The 16,200-nt window shown below is 55.5% G+C and carries 16 protein-coding genes; 5 read left to right on the top strand and 11 right to left on the bottom strand.

What is annotated here, in order from left to right:
• Window positions 1-130: 130 nt before the first annotated feature.
• The gene (gene mshD, locus CAMM_RS10810) at window positions 131-1,084 is read right to left on the bottom strand and encodes a mycothiol synthase (protein WP_003847549.1); all 954 of its coding nucleotides are present in this window, start codon (window positions 1,082-1,084) and stop codon (window positions 131-133) included.
• A gap of 74 nt (window positions 1,085-1,158) precedes the next feature.
• Here mshD and CAMM_RS10815 point away from each other — a divergent pair, with 74 nt between their 5' ends.
• Window positions 1,159-1,983 (top strand): LmeA family phospholipid-binding protein, encoded by an 825-nt coding sequence (locus tag CAMM_RS10815; RefSeq protein WP_003847552.1) that lies wholly within the window; start codon window positions 1,159-1,161, stop codon window positions 1,981-1,983.
• Between the two features lie 26 nt (window positions 1,984-2,009).
• Here the strand turns inward: CAMM_RS10815 and CAMM_RS10820 are convergent, their stop codons facing one another.
• The gene (locus tag CAMM_RS10820) at window positions 2,010-3,035 is read right to left on the bottom strand and encodes a diacylglycerol/lipid kinase family protein (protein WP_003847554.1); all 1,026 of its coding nucleotides are present in this window, start codon (window positions 3,033-3,035) and stop codon (window positions 2,010-2,012) included.
• A 133-nt stretch (window positions 3,036-3,168) separates the two neighbouring features.
• Between CAMM_RS10820 and CAMM_RS10825 the strand changes: the two genes are divergently transcribed.
• Window positions 3,169-3,873, top strand: a complete 705-nt coding sequence (locus tag CAMM_RS10825; RefSeq protein WP_003847556.1) for a heme-binding beta-barrel domain-containing protein — start codon at window positions 3,169-3,171, stop codon at window positions 3,871-3,873.
• A gap of 32 nt (window positions 3,874-3,905) precedes the next feature.
• On the opposite strand, the gene CAMM_RS10830 is transcribed toward CAMM_RS10825, so the two are convergent.
• Window positions 3,906-4,754, bottom strand: coding sequence for an aminodeoxychorismate lyase (locus tag CAMM_RS10830; RefSeq protein WP_003847558.1), 849 nt, complete (start codon window positions 4,752-4,754; stop codon window positions 3,906-3,908).
• A gap of 145 nt (window positions 4,755-4,899) precedes the next feature.
• Between CAMM_RS10830 and ygfZ the strand changes: the two genes are divergently transcribed.
• Together ygfZ and CAMM_RS10840 are read left to right on the top strand one after the other, a co-directional pair.
• Window positions 4,900-5,979: a CAF17-like 4Fe-4S cluster assembly/insertion protein YgfZ gene (ygfZ, locus tag CAMM_RS10835; RefSeq protein ID WP_003847559.1), complete on the top strand. Its 1,080-nt coding sequence runs from the start codon at window positions 4,900-4,902 to the stop codon at window positions 5,977-5,979.
• Window positions 5,980-6,310: 331 nt separating this feature from the next.
• Window positions 6,311-6,526, top strand: coding sequence for a DUF3073 domain-containing protein (locus CAMM_RS10840; protein ID WP_171974895.1), 216 nt, complete (start codon window positions 6,311-6,313; stop codon window positions 6,524-6,526).
• 261 nt (window positions 6,527-6,787) lie between these two features.
• On the opposite strand, the gene purM is transcribed toward CAMM_RS10840, so the two are convergent.
• The 3 genes from purM to CAMM_RS10855 form a co-directional block, all read right to left on the bottom strand.
• Window positions 6,788-7,843, bottom strand: a complete 1,056-nt coding sequence (gene purM, locus CAMM_RS10845; protein WP_003847564.1) for a phosphoribosylformylglycinamidine cyclo-ligase — start codon at window positions 7,841-7,843, stop codon at window positions 6,788-6,790.
• A 15-nt stretch (window positions 7,844-7,858) separates the two neighbouring features.
• Complete coding sequence (purF, locus tag CAMM_RS10850) at window positions 7,859-9,358, bottom strand: amidophosphoribosyltransferase (protein WP_003847565.1); 1,500 nt, start codon at window positions 9,356-9,358, stop codon at window positions 7,859-7,861.
• 83 nt (window positions 9,359-9,441) lie between these two features.
• Window positions 9,442-9,840: a sterol carrier family protein gene (locus CAMM_RS10855; RefSeq protein WP_040355631.1), complete on the bottom strand. Its 399-nt coding sequence runs from the start codon at window positions 9,838-9,840 to the stop codon at window positions 9,442-9,444.
• 149 nt (window positions 9,841-9,989) lie between these two features.
• Between CAMM_RS10855 and CAMM_RS10860 the strand changes: the two genes are divergently transcribed.
• On the top strand, window positions 9,990-10,940 hold the full coding sequence (locus CAMM_RS10860) for an acyl-CoA thioesterase (protein WP_050759869.1): 951 nt from the start codon (window positions 9,990-9,992) through the stop codon (window positions 10,938-10,940).
• Window positions 10,941-10,998: 58 nt separating this feature from the next.
• Here the strand turns inward: CAMM_RS10860 and trhA are convergent, their stop codons facing one another.
• From trhA to purS, 5 genes are all read right to left on the bottom strand, one after another.
• Entirely contained in the window at window positions 10,999-11,778 is a 780-nt protein-coding gene (trhA, locus tag CAMM_RS10865; protein WP_003847571.1) for a PAQR family membrane homeostasis protein TrhA, read from the bottom strand.
• Between the two features lie 295 nt (window positions 11,779-12,073).
• Entirely contained in the window at window positions 12,074-12,313 is a 240-nt protein-coding gene (locus tag CAMM_RS10870; protein ID WP_003847572.1) for a hypothetical protein, read from the bottom strand.
• Between the two features lie 573 nt (window positions 12,314-12,886).
• Entirely contained in the window at window positions 12,887-15,163 is a 2,277-nt protein-coding gene (purL, locus tag CAMM_RS10875) for a phosphoribosylformylglycinamidine synthase subunit PurL (protein ID WP_003847576.1), read from the bottom strand.
• A 9-nt stretch (window positions 15,164-15,172) separates the two neighbouring features.
• Window positions 15,173-15,850, bottom strand: a complete 678-nt coding sequence (gene purQ / locus CAMM_RS10880; RefSeq protein WP_003847577.1) for a phosphoribosylformylglycinamidine synthase subunit PurQ — start codon at window positions 15,848-15,850, stop codon at window positions 15,173-15,175.
• Between the two features lies 1 nt (window position 15,851).
• On the bottom strand, window positions 15,852-16,094 hold the full coding sequence (gene purS / locus CAMM_RS10885) for a phosphoribosylformylglycinamidine synthase subunit PurS (protein ID WP_003847578.1): 243 nt from the start codon (window positions 16,092-16,094) through the stop codon (window positions 15,852-15,854).
• Between the last annotated feature and the right edge of the window lie 106 nt (window positions 16,095-16,200).

Here is a 16,200-nt window from a genome sequence, read left to right on the forward strand (position 1 = left end):
AGTTTTAAGCAGCCGAATCTCAGGCGGTTGTGCTCACGAGTTGCTAACCTATCCGGCGCGGGTTAACCGCAATAGGGTCTTCCGGTTAACAAACGGTTAACTTAGATGATTTTCCCCGTGAATCTCATCACTAGTCCTTGCCCGGGATATCAGAGGTCTCATAAACGACGTGATTTTCGGCGATTTCAAAGCCTAAACGCTCATAAGCCTTGACCGCCGGGCCGTTGTCGGCTTCAACGTACAAAATGACCCGATCAGCGCCTTTTTCTGCCATGCGTGCCAGCCCAGCATTTAGCAGTGGACCACCCAAACGGCGGCCACGGTAGGCATCGGCTAAGCCCACGACATAGACTTCGCCGAACCCCTCTTCGGTTTCATCATGCCACTTCGTCCAATGAAATCCTGCCATATTAGGCAGCGTTTTTTCTGTGGATTCCTTTGTGGTTTCCTCAGCATTAGCTGGGACGTCCCAGAAAAAGATGACATCTTTTTCGTCGAACCACGCCGGTTCCATACCTCGGTGCAAACGCTCCATATCCCAGCCGCCTTGCTCTGGGTGCCAGGAAAAGGCCTCATTATTAGCCTTGAGCCACTGTTGGTCAACATGTTCTTTGCCAAAGCGCTCGACAGATTGTGTGTAATTAGCAACCAATAATTCAGTATCGGGCTTTTGCGCCGCCGTCTTTAACGCTTCACCTTCAATGGCCATGACCAGCAGATGACGCGTAATCCGCAGGTCCTTGGCCTTGGCCAAAGCTTGTGCACCGGCAAAGTTGCCGTGTGCCCACACGGGCGTCGGAGCAACAGCATCAAATAGTGCCGTACCGCGGCCTTCCTGGCGTGCACCCGGTACAACAAAAAGCTCGGCGCTGCTGCCATCGCTAGCTGCGACTGCTTCCACCTTCCCGTCAGATTCAATAAACCAATGCTGGTGGTTCAGTCGCTCATCGCGCAGGCCTAAAAGAAACTGTTCGGAAAAAGGGTCAATGCCGTCATGCTTGCCGGTTTCTTGCGCGGCGGTTTCAACCGCAGCAGCGAGTTCAGGATGATTAGCAATAGTGATGTTTTGCACGTTAAAAGTCATATCCCCACCCTAGTGATGAAACGGTTGGTTAGTAAGCTTCTTGTCAACGCCCCGACTAGATAAGGAAATTCATCGTGAGCGAAGCCGTACCAGCCGCTGCCACTAGTGGCGCGACCAAGGCCAGCGTGACTATTCCCGCGCGATTTGTCCGTCCGCTGAAAGTGGGCGCGGGCATTGCCGTAACGGTTGCGGCATTAGCGGTGGTGGACACAGGCTTTGCGATGCACGCCGAGCACACCCTCGCGCAGCAGGTCAAGGCAGAGGCGCAGCTAGAAAATACCCCGCAGGTCTACATCGGTGGCATGCCTTATCTGGGTGCTGCGGTTCTTCCTGATCATGAAATTCCGCTCATGGAAGTCAAAGCCCTCGATATCGAAGTCCCGCGCTTGGGCCTGGTCAATGCCTCCACCACCTTAAGAGATGTGCAGGTTACTGCCGATCAATTAATTAGCGGCAACTTCACGGGCGCCACGGTTTCGACCTGGTCGCGCGCTATTTCCGTTGATGCGGTGTCTTTAGGGCGGTTGATGGGCATTAATGATTTACAAATTGCTAATCCGAAAAATATCTCGCCCACCTCAGGTACCTCGGCAGAAGCCATCTTGGAAGGCACTCTTCCCGGCGATACCGAGTCCACGTCAGTAGAAGTCACGCTTCGGCTTGTCGATGAAAGATTCATCATGACCCCAGTCAACGCGGACAATGACCGGGTGGCTGAAGCATTTAGCTACAGCTTGGATACGCGTCAATTACCGCTTTCCGCGCAAGCGACCGCCGTGCGTTTGCAAGGCGGTTCCATCACGTTTGAAACCCAACATCGCAATACCAGCTTGGAAGTCTCCCAACTTTCTCCAGTGGAGATCGATGGACGCTATGACAGCGAAGGCCGCGAGAACTAGAAGACGTTAGGCGGCCCTAGACGACGTTAAAATACGCGGATGAAATCGCGCAGGGTCTCGCGCAATGACCGCTCATGCGGGGCGCGTGCCGAGCGCGGCGCATACACTTCCACGGCATCCGGCACGGAGCGCAGCTTCACTTTCGTCAGCTTGCCCTCGGATTCCCCATCGGCTTGGAAGCGATGAGGTGTCGGGCAGCTCAATTCCACGGTGCTGGCGTGGTCGAAGTCAATGGTCCTTGCGGTCGATACCTTATTGAGTACCCGCTGACTATCGACTCCGAATAAGTGCAAAACTCCAATTAGTCCGCCGAGTCCAGAAATATCAGTGACCCCGAATAGGCTCAGCCCTTCCTCAAATGAGTTTTCGGTATTCAAACCAACCGGCAGCGGTCCTAAAAAGGTCCAGGGGTTGGTATTGGACGCCAAAAGAACCGGGACTTCGTCGAGGGCAAACTCCTCGCCTTCACGCGACGACGCGCGAACATTAATGGTGGGTGGGTTTCTCCGCGCGCGCCCAACTGCTCGCACCGCAACCATAAGGTAGCGAAAGGGCGTGGCCGCAAAACCTTTTTCACGCACGCGGTCCACCTGAGCCAGGACATCGGCATCCAAACCAAATCCCGCGTTGACCCCAAACCACCGGTCATTCCATGTACCAAGGCAAATGGTGCGCGAGATATCCTTTTCAATCAGCCGCGATAACACATGCACTGCTTCCACCGGATCGGCAGAAAAACCGAGTGCACGCACTAAAACGTTGGCAGAGCCCGTGGGAATAACAGCCAGCTTCGGCAAAGTTTCTGGATCTGGGTTTTCTGTATCCGCGGAACCTAGCAGGCCGTTGATGGCCTCGTTGACTGTGCCATCCCCACCGAGCAAGATGATCAAGTCGTAGTCTTCACGGGTCAGCCCCGAGACCATTTCTTCCGCGTGTGCGGGGTGATGCGTAAAACGCACGAACAGACTCAACTGCTCAATGGCAAAAAGCGGAGGCAGTATCTCTCGCAGCAATTCGCTCGATTGAGTCGTGGAGTTCGGATTCAAAATCATAAGTGCACGCACCCTTGCAAGTTTATAGCTCTTTGCGCAGTCCTGACTAGATGACAAGCTCCAAGCTGCAAGAATTTAGCCCAGAGCGCGAAGATTAAAGCTCCCTCGGATCATCCGACTAGGCTGGTGCACCATGAGCGAAAATACCGAAGAAAACAAGTCACAAAATATTCCAGATTCCGCCGCCGACGCCCTTGCTGCTAATGCCAACAGCGATGGCCGCCTCAGCGGCAATGATGCAGTTAACCTCGCTGCAGAAGCGTGGAAAGATGCAGCTAGCCAAAACATTCCCACCTTCAAGTTCGCTGATGAACCACTAGATTCTGACACCGCTAACTTGCGCCAGGGGCCATCGCTTAACGATGCCCTCTTGGGCCTGCTCCCCCTCGTCGGAGTCTGGCAGGGCGAAGGCGAAGCGCATGATTCTGACGGCACCCAATTTCACTTCGGCCAGCAGCTCGTCGTAGCCCACGATGGTGGCGAATACCTCACTTTCAGCTCCCGTACCTGGAAGATCGATTCTGAAGGTAAGGCCGGCGAGCCTCATGTTCGTGAGTCCGGCTTCTGGCGTATCTCCTCGAAAGATGAGATCGAGATGACGTACACGTCCTCGAACGGGATTGTAGAAATCTTCTACGGCGAAGTCTTTAATGAGCGCGCATGGCAGCTGCAGTCTGCGTCCACCATGGTCACCGAGACTGGACCAAAGAACCTAGGGCCTGGCAAGCGCATGTACGGCCTGATGCCTAATAACAATCTCGGCTGGGTCGATGAGCGCCTCGTCGATGACGAAATGCGCCCATACATGTCCGCTGAACTGCGTCGCGTCGCTGGATAACGAGCAGCAGGACTACCCGCGGCTCCCCACGGCTAACCGCGCGACATCGCCGCATCAATAAGGCTTCGGATTTCAGCTTCATTATTCGGAGCCTTTAATTTATGCTCTTCCAGCCTGCGCACCCGCGTGGCGATGCGGATCGAAGATACCAACCACACAGAATCCGCTCCGAGAAGATAATCCGTGTCCATGACTTTCTGTTTGCATCGATAGCCCTGGCTTTCGGCGTATTCAAACAGCGCTGCTTGGGTGGTGCCCGGCAAAATATTATCGGCAGCTGGAGTACGCAGCTTATTACCCTTCACCGTCACCACAGTGGACGTCGCGCCTTCCAAAATGTGCCCCTCTTCGGGGTCGGTAAAGATGACATCATCGAATCCGCGCTCGCGTGCCAGGCGCAGCGTAGCCATTGTCGCGGCGTAGTTCAAAGTCTTAGCTGGCAGCTCCGCGGGAAAAGACCATCCGCGTTCACTGAGCATCACCCGCACGCCCTCGTCACGTTGGGCCAGCACCTCCTCTGCAATCGGCTGGATAACCACCCACGCCGTAGGCATTCCGGTGGAGGCTCGCCCCCGAGAGTACGTCCAGGTGCACTTGCCTTCGCCATCACCGAATTCCTCAATCGCAGCGTCAGTAGCGCTCAGCCAAGATTCGAGGATCGGCTCAGGCAGGCCTAAGGCAGCGGCGGAATTGCGAAACCTTTCCGCATGACGGTTGAGATTGGCCGCTTGACCATCTCGGATCAAGATGGACTCAAAGATGCCATCTCCACGCGTGACCGCGTAGTCATCCCAAAATATGAGAGGGAGCGAAGGATTATGCCAGCGAATCGAACCACCGAAGGGCTCGACTACAAAGATAACCGGCTTTTGTGAAACCATGCTTTCGATTATGCCTTGCTTGTCCTCATCGGTGTGGGCAGCACGCTCGTAATCTCCCCCAAAGGGTATGTACTAAAAGGGCGAGGGGTGTCATTTCCCCGCTCCGACAGGTACGCTGGTAGTCGTGAGTTATACTTCGCCCCTGATGCAATTGCCGGGTGCGGCAGCCGTACAAGATGACACGCTGATTGACTCCCAAGGAGTCGCGTGGCATTACGGGGACCCGCTGGTTGAGCAACGCGCATTGCATTTAGATACCCCTGTGCTGGTAGATCGTTCGCAACGTCGAGTTATCTCTGTTGTTGGACCTGATGCGCCAGAGTTTTTAAATAACCTACTATCCCAGAAACTCGACACGGTCGATCCTGGATATTCCGCGGCTGCATTGGATTTAGATATTCAGGGCCGCATCCTGCATTACTCCGATGTCGTGCGCACGGATGACGGTTTTTATCTCGATACCACCGCAGCCGAGTTTGAGTCCTTTTTTAAATTCTTGACCATGATGATTTTCTGGTCAAAGGTCGAGGTCACCGAAGCAGACCTCGCCATCGTTTCGCTACTCGGCACGCTCCCCGAGCTTCCCACCAAGGTGCAGGAAGCCGCAGCGTTTGTGCGCAAGGTGGAGAATTGGACCGAAACCCCGCGCACCGATATCGCGGTTCCACGCGAGCAGCTGCGGGAGATGGCACAAGAGCTTATCGACGCCGGGTTTAAACCCGCTGGCTTGATGGCCTATACCGCCGAACGTGTGCGCAACCTCGAGCCCGAGCGTGCTGCAGATTTGGATGATAAATCCATCGCGCACGAAATCCCGCATTGGATTGGACGCGGTGAGCTACAAGGTGCGGTGCACCTCGAAAAAGGCTGCTACCGCGGGCAGGAAACCATTGCCCGTGTGGAAAACCTTGGCCGCTCTCCCCGACTTGTCGTCCGGCTCTACCTCGACGGCTCGGTTCCGGAGATGCCAGAAACCGGCGCCGATATCACCTCCGGTGGTCGTCGCGTTGGCCGCGTCGGCACCATCATCGATGACTTCGAATTAGGCCCAATCGCGCTTGGTTTAATCAAGCGCTCGGCGCTTCCGAAGCCTGATAAGCCTGACTCCGAAGCCCCAGAACTTCTGATCGGCGAGTGCGCTGCAACGGTCGATGATGATTCATTGCCCGCTGATGAAGGCGTCAAGCTCGGCCGCAGTGCCATCGATAAGCTGCGCGGCAGATAAGACCACTGCCTTTTACTCTCAGGCTATAAGGCCAAAGCCGCACGGTTCTCCCAGTTGAGAGCCGTGTGCGCCTGAGAATTATCCCTTAAATTGAGCCCTCGCGCGTTTTCTACAACTTTTGGAGGCGCTGAGTGCATTTAAGTGACGCATTTTTCAAAACTACGCCCTCTCCCGCATGGTAAACATGCAGGTCATGACATCGCACGGGGGGCGGTGCGGCATTCTCCGGCTGTACAGGCTATTGTGTCTAACAGGAACATATACAAGATTACAGCCGATGGGGCTTCCGAATTCCCTGGATTGCCCTACACACCTCAAGGGGGTCATGCACATGGGACGCGGACGCGCAAAGGCAAAGCAGACCAAGGTTGCACGCCAACTAAAGTACAACACTCCTGATATGGACTTGGATTCGCTACAACGGGAGCTGGCATCCCAGCGCCCAGGTAATTCACGGTCTCAGGATGACGACGACTACGGCGACTCATACGACGATTACGTCGATGAGTGGGACGACGACCAGGATGAGGTTGATGACCGGCGCTAGCTTCGGCTTGGCGTCGCATGAGTGTTGAAAATCTTTGTGGCTTTCAATCTTTGATTGATCGCTTCGAAGTTTGAGTAAATCCCAACTCCGCCCACTGTACAACACATAAATACCGCACCTTGTGGAATTCTCGGTTCCTAGTATTTCCGGCTATAGGTGCGGTATTTATGTGTTTTGGTACTTCTTGTACCGCAGTAAGCACAAAGCCCGAACTATCACTGCGCAAGCATAGTTCGGGCTTTCTCTAACGATTTGTGGTGGTTAGAAGTTGGAGTGCTCGCCGTGCATGACAACACCGGCGGTATCCTCATCCTTTTTGGTGCGGACTGTGCCCAACTCCCACGCGTCGACGTGGCGCGCGGTCAACATTGCCAAGGCGCGGTCACGGTCTTCCGGAGAAACAATCGCGATCATGCCAACACCCATGTTGAATGTCTTTTCCATTTCTTCCAGGCTCACTTTGCCGAAAGACGCGATGGTGCGGAAGATTGCTGCTGGTGTCCACGAAGAACGGTTGACCTCCGCGACGAGCCCTTCAGGGATAACCCGCTCGAGGTTGCCCGCCAAGCCACCGCCGGTGACATGGCAGAAAGTGGAGACTTCACATTCTGCGATGAGCGCAAGGCAATCTTTCGCATAAATGCGGGTGGGCTCGAGCAGTTCTTCACCCAAGGTGCGGCCGAGGTCATCAATGTAGCCATCGAGAGGCAAGCCTGCTCGTTCCAGCAAGACGTGGCGCGCTAGTGAATAACCATTCGAGTGCAGGCCAGACGAGCCCATGGCAATCAACACGTCACCGTCGCGGACCTTATCTGGTCCCAAAAGTTCATCTGCCTCCACAACGCCCACAGCGGTAGCCGAGACGTCATAGTCATTTTCGTCCATAACACCGGGGTGCTCTGCAGTTTCACCACCGAGCAACGCGCAGCCTGCCTGCACGCAACCTTCGGCGATACCGGAAACAATTTCGGCGACCTTTTCCGGGATTACCTTGCCAACAGCAATGTAGTCCTGCATAAACAGTGGCTCCGCACCGCAGACAACCAAGTCATCCACGCACATGGCCACCAGGTCAATGCCGATGGTGTCATGCTTGTCCATGGCCTGAGCGACGGCGAGTTTGGTGCCCACACCATCTGAGCCCGCGGCCAGGATCGGCTCTTTGTACTCACCAAGTTTGAACAGACCGGCAAAACCACCGAGCCCGCCCATGACCTCGGGGCGCGTTGCGCGCTTTGCTAGCGGCGCAAAAAGCTCCACTGCGCGATCGCCTTCTTCAATGTTGACGCCTGCCGCGGCGTAGGTATTTTCCGACATGTCAGATCAAATCTTTCAGTTCTTTTCGCTGAGCAAGGTTCGCACAGCGTCAGCATTGGGGTTAGCGGTTGGAAGACCAAGCTCATAATTGCCATCAAAGCAGGCAGTGCACAGCTCATTAATGGGCTGATGGGTAGCTTCCACCATGTCATCAACGGAGACAAAGCCTAAGGAGTCTGCTCCGATAGCTTCGCATACTGCCGCAGTGATGACCTCAGGGTCATCGGAGGGTTGGATATTGGCGATCAACTCCCCTGGTGAAGCGAAGTCAATGCCGTAGAAACACGGCCACTTCACTGGCGGGGAGGCAATACGCACGTGCACTTCCGCGGCACCTGCTTCGCGCAGCATGCGAATCAGCGCACGCTGGGTATTGCCACGGACGATGGAATCATCCACCACGACGAGCTTTTTGCCCTCGATGACCTCGCGCAACGGGTTCAGTTTCAGCCGAATGCCCAGCTGGCGCAGGGTTTGGGTGGGCTGAATAAACGTGCGGCCCACATACGCGTTTTTCACCAAGCCATGCGCAAAGGTCAAACCGGATTCACGGGCGTAGCCCACGGCTGCGGGATTGCCCGACTCCGGCACGGGGATGACCATATCGGCATCCTCAGCAGGGTGCGATTTAGCCAAAGCACGGCCAATGTCCACGCGGGTGGCATGGACGTTGCGGCCCTTGATCACGGTATCGGGACGAGCCAGGTAGACATATTCAAAGACGCAGCCTTGGCGCTTGGCCTGTGCGAATTTCTCGCTGCGAATGCCTGCCTCATCCACGGAAATCAGCTCGCCTGGCTCAACTTCCCGGATAAACTGCGCACCAACGATATCCAGCGCACATGTCTCAGATGCCACAACCCAGCCTTGGGATAAACGGCCCAATACCAATGGCCGCACCCCATGCGGGTCGCGTGCGGCATACAAAGTCTTGCCGTCGGTAAAGGTCAAGCAGAAGGCACCTTGGATACGGGGCAAGAGTTCCTTGGCGGAAGCGAAGACGGATTTGTCTTCGCCGACACCGTGCGCCAGCAACGCCGTCATGATCATGGAATCCGACAGGGATTTCTCACTGTCTCGGTACAGCCCCTGTGCCACTGCTTCATCACGTAGTTCTTGGTAGTTGACCAAGTTGCCGTTATGACACAACGCAATGTCCACACCATTCGCGGTGGTGTTAAACATCGGCTGGACATTGGCCCACTCTTTGCCACCGGCGGTGGAATAGCGAGTGTGCCCCACGGCGACGGAGCCGTGCAGGGAATTTAAAATAGATTCATCGAAAATATTCGAGACCAAGCCCATGTCTTTAAAAACAACGAGGCGGTCTCCATCACCGACGCCGATACCGGCGGCTTCCTGGCCACGATGTTGCAGTGCGAAAAGGCCAAAGTAGCTCAGCTTCGCAACATCCTCACCAGGAGCCCAGACGCCAAAGACACCGCACTCTTCGCGGGGTTCTTGCTCGCCTTGGTCATCTAAGTTCAGGTCGCTGGGGAAAGTAGTGTTCACCACACGGCTGATTCTACTAATTTTGGTGCGCGATAACTAACTGTTGCTACTTTTTCCATGCACGATCGGGGGCGTATGCTTGCATTTTATTCAGCACCAAAACCTTTTAAGGGGATGATCGGCAGCCACGCGGCAATCTCCGCAGCGCGTGAACCGGAGGCATCGACATCAGCCTGATCCCAGCTCAACAGGCCGGTCGCTAAAAGCAACCAGGTCCGTGGTGAGCACTCCACCACATTGGGTGGGGTCCCGCGGGTATGTCGGGGGCCTTCGATGCATTGAACAGCAACAAATGGGGGTACCCGTAGTTCCACTGAATGCCCCGGCGCATCATGTTCTAAAGTGCGTGCGGTTGTGCGCACAGCTTTGGCTAATTCATTGCGAGATGGTGCCGGAGCTGCTTTAAAGTCATGCAGCCAGTCGGCAATGGCATCCACGGCAGCTTTCGTCTCATGCGAATTGGGCTTGGAACGTTGGGGACTCATGCGAACCATTATAGTGACCTGCTATTTTGATTGATATGTCCCAACAGAATCCAAGTGAACAGTCCGCCGAGAAAATCAATGAGCATGCTAAAAAGCAAGAGGCGCAATCACAAGAGTCCCTAAAAAATCCGAATATCACCCTGCGCTTTATGGCCGCGCCAATGGATGTCCTCAACGCTGGCGCCCAAGGAATCTCCGGTGGCCGCGTTTTAGAGTGGATCGATAAGGCTGCCTATGCGTGCGCCACGCAGTGGTCAGGTCAGTACTGTGTGACCGTCTATGTTGGCCACATTCACTTTATGCGCCCCATTGAATCGGGACACTTGGTCGAAGTTCGCTCTCGCTTGGCGATGACCGGTACGTCGTCCATGCACATCGTCAACGAGGTATGGTCCGCAGACCCTCGCGATGGAATTTTCACCCGCGCTTGCGACTGCTTGGTTATCTTCGTAGCTAAGGACGCCGATACCCAGCGTCCTACCCCAGTTCCGACCTTCGTGCCGGAAACTGATGAGCAGATGCGCGTGATGGAAGCAGCCAAGACGCGCATCGATCTGCGCAAGGCGATTGAAGCTGAAATGCAAAAGCAGACCTATGTCGGACCATCAGATGCCCCACGTATGGTCAACCGTTTCTTGGCCAAGCCCACGGATATTAACTGGGGCGGCAATGTTCACGGTGGCACCGCTATGGAGTGGATCGATGAGGCCGGCACTGCGTGCACCATGGAGTGGTCAGGTGAGCAAACAATTGCTGTTTATGCCGGCGGCATTCGCTTCTACAAGCCAATTCACATTGGTGATCTCATCGAGGTCGACGCGCGCATGATGCGCACTGATAGCCGTTCGATGCAAATGTCGGTGCACGTGCGCTCGGGCGAAGCTCGCGGTGGCCGCGATAACCTCTCCACCGCCATCCACGCGACCGTGTCTTATCTCGCCATGGACCGTGACTGGAATCCTTTGCCTGCTCGCCAGTTCATTCCGCATACCGAAGAAGATAAGCGTCTGGCCGAACACGCCACTACCTTGCGCAACCTGCGCAGCCAATATTCACCGTTGCCGCTGGTCTACGCCCCTAATCATCAACACATTGATTAAGAGCTTCTAAGCAGGCCCGGAGCCAACCGGGGTGAGGGCGGCAGCCCTCACCCCGCTCCTACCCCGCTGCTTGGAGCACCGTCATCCAGATGGCGATCAGGTGCACGACCGCTGCTGCAATCGTGGCGGTGTGGAAGTGCTCGTGGTAGCCATAATATTTGGCATTGCGCCCTGGCCATTTCAGCCCATAGATCACTGCTCCCCCGGTGTAGAGCAGTCCACCGGCTGCGAGCAGCCAGACCACGGTGGGACCTAAATTAGTCCACAAGGTTGGGATAAGCGGTACAACCAACCAGCCCAGCGTCAGGTACACCACCACGTCAAGCCACCGCGGGTGGTTGATCCACACCAGGTTTAGGATGACCGCGCAAAGCGCCCCGGTCCATGCGATTCCAAGCATCCACGCTGCTGTTTGAGCGCTGAATGCAAGAATGCACATCGGCGTATACGTCGCCGCGATAAAAACGGAGATGGTCGCGTGATCCGCACGCCGCCACCATTGCACAGCGCGGGCTGTAGGCCACGGCCAACGGTGATAGAGCGCGGATACGGCGAAGAGCCCCACCAAGCCCACGCCATAGACGGTAACGCCGAGCGCTTCGACCCAGTTGAGCGTCATCCAGGAATAAGTGATGAGCACTGTGGAGGAGATGACAGATACTATCGCTGCTATTAAATGACCCCAACCTCGGGTCAACGGCCGCGGGCCGCGATCAACGACCCAGAAGCTGCGTTGGATGCGGTCAGCTACCGCATTGTGGTCTTTGGACATAGCCGACTCTTCGGTCTCCGTTCCGGGCGCAGAAACTGACTTGGTGTGGTGCGGATCAAATTTCATGGGCTTCCATCTCGCATTTCAACAGGGCGCGCGTAGTTTTCTTATGTTTACAAGGATAGTGTTGAGCATTTCTCCGCGCTGATCCTACGGTAGTGTAAATCTACCAATTTAGTTTTATCTTTCCTGTGCTTTGTCACCATCGTAGTCGCAGCGTACCTCGCCGAGCCTGTGATATTGCTTAGAATACCCGGAGGCTATTCTCCCAGGTGGCTCAACAAGACTGTTAAAACACGACGAACCCCGGCTGCGTCCACGACTTGAGTGTGGATGCAACCGGGGTTGTGCGGTAAGCCAACTAGTTAATAATGCCGAGCTCAGCTAAAGCAGCCGAGGATAAAAAGACCGGGAAAGTAGCTATCGCAATGAGCATCAACAGGCTTTCTTGAGGTACCGAGGAGTTTGTCATCACTCCCGCGGACTGTTGCGTGATATCGCTTGACGCAGCCTTAGCTGGTGCAGCCATTGCCGGCGCAGGTGCTACAACGCCGAGCGCCAGTGCGCCAGCTGCAGCGATGGATACGATCTTCTTGCGCATGATATTCTCCTGAATCTTGTCATTGCGCTGGAGTGTGATCTCTCGTGACTGGGAATAGATGTATTAATCGGGCAGGGTGTCTAGTCCAAACCAAGACGACAGAAAAATTGGAGCCATAGAGCCCATTCCCAAGCTGCCCATGAAAGTTCCAATGGGGTTAGTGATAAATGCTAGGCCAAGGGATTGTGCGGATTAGACGACAGTGCCAGCGTATTCAACGCTGGTATTTTCTACAACCATCGCAGGTGCAGGGGCGGCAATACTTGCGGCGAGTGCGCCGGCTAGAGCAATCGAACCGATCTTCTTGCGCATGATGTTCTCCTCAAAAGTGTCATGGTTCATGCTCTGCCGCGAACGCTACCAAAGGCTATGTGCTTCGTCACTAGAAAAAGTTCATACGCACATCATCCACGGTGAAATTTTGGCGCCCAAAACTACTACGCTGCTGGCCTTGCGCCCAGCGATGCAGTTCCTGTGAATTTGAAAACAATTCACACAGCTGTCGGGAATAGACAGAAAAAATGCCAGGCGACAGTTACGTTGCCTGGCACTTTTTAGCTATGCGAGAAGCGTTTACTCAACAACAGAGTTCGCACCGACAGCGTGGCCAAACAGCTTCGGCAAGGTGGCAGACCATGCCTCGCGCAGTTCGGAGATTGCAACTTCTTGTCCAGCGAAGGTGAAATTGCCCGAGTCGTTGGTGGTTCCCACGACAACAGCTGGAATGTCCAACTCAGCCGCACGTGCCAGGACACCGTCGAGGTGGTCGGAGGCAGTGGCGATGAGCGCGCGGGACGCAGACTCACTAAAGAGCGCAGTCAGTGCGTCCTCGTGAACTGCATCCAATTCCAGGTCAACACCGACATTGCTTTTCTGAGCCATCTCAAATGCTGCGATAGCCAGGCCGCCCTCAGACAGATCGTGAGCAGCCGCCACAGAGGTGTTGCCCACGAAGAATTCCGCGAGCTTAGCCTCGTTGGCTAGGTCTACCTGTGGAGGAAGTCCCTGCAGGCCGCCGCCGGAGACCTGCTGCCAGATGGAGCCGCCGAATTCTTCCTTGGTCTCACCCAAGAGAACCAGGGTTTCTGGCTCTTCAATGCCGCCCAAATCGTGAGCGATGGCGTTGTGCACATCATCGATGACGCCAAGGACACCAACCACTGGGGTCGGCAGAATTGGCTCCTCGCCCGTTTGGTTGTAGAAGGACACGTTGCCACCGGAGACTGGAATGTTCAGCTCCTTCGAACCATCGGCCAAACCATGAACAGCTTCACGGAATTGCCACATGACATCGGTGTTTTCCGGAGAACCAAAGTTCAAGCAGTTGGTCACAGCATATGGGCGAGCACCGGTCACAGCCACGTTGCGGTATGCCTCAGCCAAAGCCAAACGTGCACCCATGTTCGGGTCCAGCTTGGTGTAGCGGCCGGATGCATCGGCAGAAATAGCCACGCCGCGGGAGGTTTCCTCATTGATGCGCAAGACACCGGAGTCAGACTGCTTAGCCTTGACCGTATTTCCGCGCACATAGCGGTCATACTGGTCGGTGATAAATTCACGCGAGCTCAGCGCAGGAGAAGACACCATGTCCTTCAACGCCTGGACCAAAGACTCAGGGCGCGCGATTTCCGGGACCTGCTGCAGCTCATCCTGCCACTGCGGGCGTGCGTATGGACGCTCGTAGACAGGGCCTTCATCGATGGTTGATGGCGGAGCATCAACGACCAGTTCGTCGTTGTGGTAGACGAGGTAGGTGTCCTTGTTATCGGTTACCTCACCAATTTCAGCACAGGTCACGTCCCACTTTGCACAGATCTCGCGGAACTTGTCCACGTTTTCTGGAGAAACAACCGCGCACATGCGCTCCTGAGACTCAGACGCGAGAATCTCCGCTGCGGTCATGTTTTCTGCACGCAATGGAACATTGTCCAGGTTGACCACCATGCCGCCATCGCCAGCTGCTGCCAGCTCCGAGGTAGCACAGGCGAGTCCGCCGCCACCCAGGTCCTGAATGCCCACGACCACGCCAGCGGCGTAGAGCTCCAAGCAGCACTCAATGAGGACCTTTTCTGCAAACGGGTCGCCGACCTGTACGGCTGGTAGCTTGCGCTCTTCGCCTTCTTCGAAGGAGGCCGAGCCCAACACGGACACGCCACCGATGCCGTCAAGGCCGGTGCGCGAACCAAAGAGCATTACCTTGTTGCCGGTACCGGAAGCAAAGGCTAGCTTCAGGTCTTCCACGCGCAAGGTACCCACGCACAGTGCGTTGACCAGTGGGTTGCCGGCGTAGGACTCATCAAAGACGGTCTCGCCGCCAATATTGGGCAGACCAAGGGAGTTGCCGTAGCCGCCAATACCGGAGACCACACCAGGTAGTACACGCGCAGTATCCGGCGCATCAGCGGGGCCAAAGCGCAGCTGGTCCATAACCGCAATCGGGCGTGCGCCCATTGCCATGATGTCGCGGACAATACCGCCGACACCGGTCGCAGCACCTTGGTAAGGCTCCACGAATGAAGGGTGGTTGTGAGATTCCACGCGGAAAGTCACCGCGTCACCATCTCCGATGTCGACAACACCAGCGTTCTCGCCGATACCAGCAAGAATCTTCGACGCCATTTCTTCCGTGGTCGTTTCCCCGAAGTAGCGCAGGTGGGTCTTAGAAGACTTATACGAGCAGTGCTCCGACCACATCACCGAGTAGACAGTGAGCTCGGCATCGGTTGGGCGGCGGCCCAAAATGCCCACAATTTTGTCATACTCATCCTGCTTTAAGCCCAGTTCTTCCCAAGGCTGCTGCAGTTCAGGAGTGTTCTTGGCATTATCTACTGTGTCATTGGCAACAGTCATGTTTTACTCCTAAACGGACGCCGTGATGGCATTGATCGCGGATACAAACAAACCCAGACCATCGGTGGACGGTCCAGTCAAAGTTTCAATGGCGTGCTCTGGGTGCGGCATCAGGCCAACGATGCGGCCAGTTTCATTCGTAACACCAGCAATATCATTGAGTGAGCCATTGAAGTTATCGGTGTAGCGGAAGACCACCTGGCCTTCGCCTTCAAGCTTTTCGATGGTCTCGGGCGCCGCCTGGAAGCGTCCTTCACCGTGCTTGGCGGGGACATAGATCTTGTCACCGACTGCAAATTCGGTGGTCCACGCGGTTTGGTTGTTAACTACTTCCAGGTGGGTGTCCACGCAATGAAAATGCAGGCCTTGGTTGCGGGTAAGCGCACCATCGAGCAGGCCTGCTTCAGTCAAGATCTGGAAACCATTACAAATGCCTAAGGTCGGCATACCTTTGCGTGCGCTGTCAATAACTGACTGCATCACGGGTGCCAGTGCAGAAATCGCACCGGAACGCAGGTAGTCACCGTAGGAGAAGCCGCCGGGAACAACGACTGCGTCGACACCTTTGAGGTCAGTGTCTGCGTGCCACAGGCTAATTGGTTCGGCGCCGGCAAGGCGTACTGCGCGTTGTGCATCAACGTCATCGAGCGTGCCGGGGAACGTGATTACTCCGATTTTCGCGGTCAATTTACTTGACCTCCAGCCCTACAACTTCGTAGTCCTCGATGACGGTATTGGCCAGCAAGTTGGCTGCAACCTTTTGCAGGTCTTCTGCGCTCACGGAATCATCGACTTCGATTTCAAAGCGCTTGCCCTGGCGAACATCGCTTACTCCGTTTACACCCAGGCGTCCAAGCGCACGGACAACAGCTTGTCCCTGCGGGTCGAGGATTTCCGCCTTGGGCATGACATTGACAACAACACGAGCCATAATTCTAAGCCTTACTGTGCGAGTTTTACTGCTTGTCTGCAATTGCCCACTTTAGCGGTTAGGCATGCAAAACTCCTAGACGGCTGGGTCCATGCACTCCCCATCA

Source organism: Corynebacterium ammoniagenes DSM 20306 (assembly GCF_001941425.1).
Lineage (GTDB): Bacteria > Actinomycetota > Actinomycetes > Mycobacteriales > Mycobacteriaceae > Corynebacterium > Corynebacterium ammoniagenes.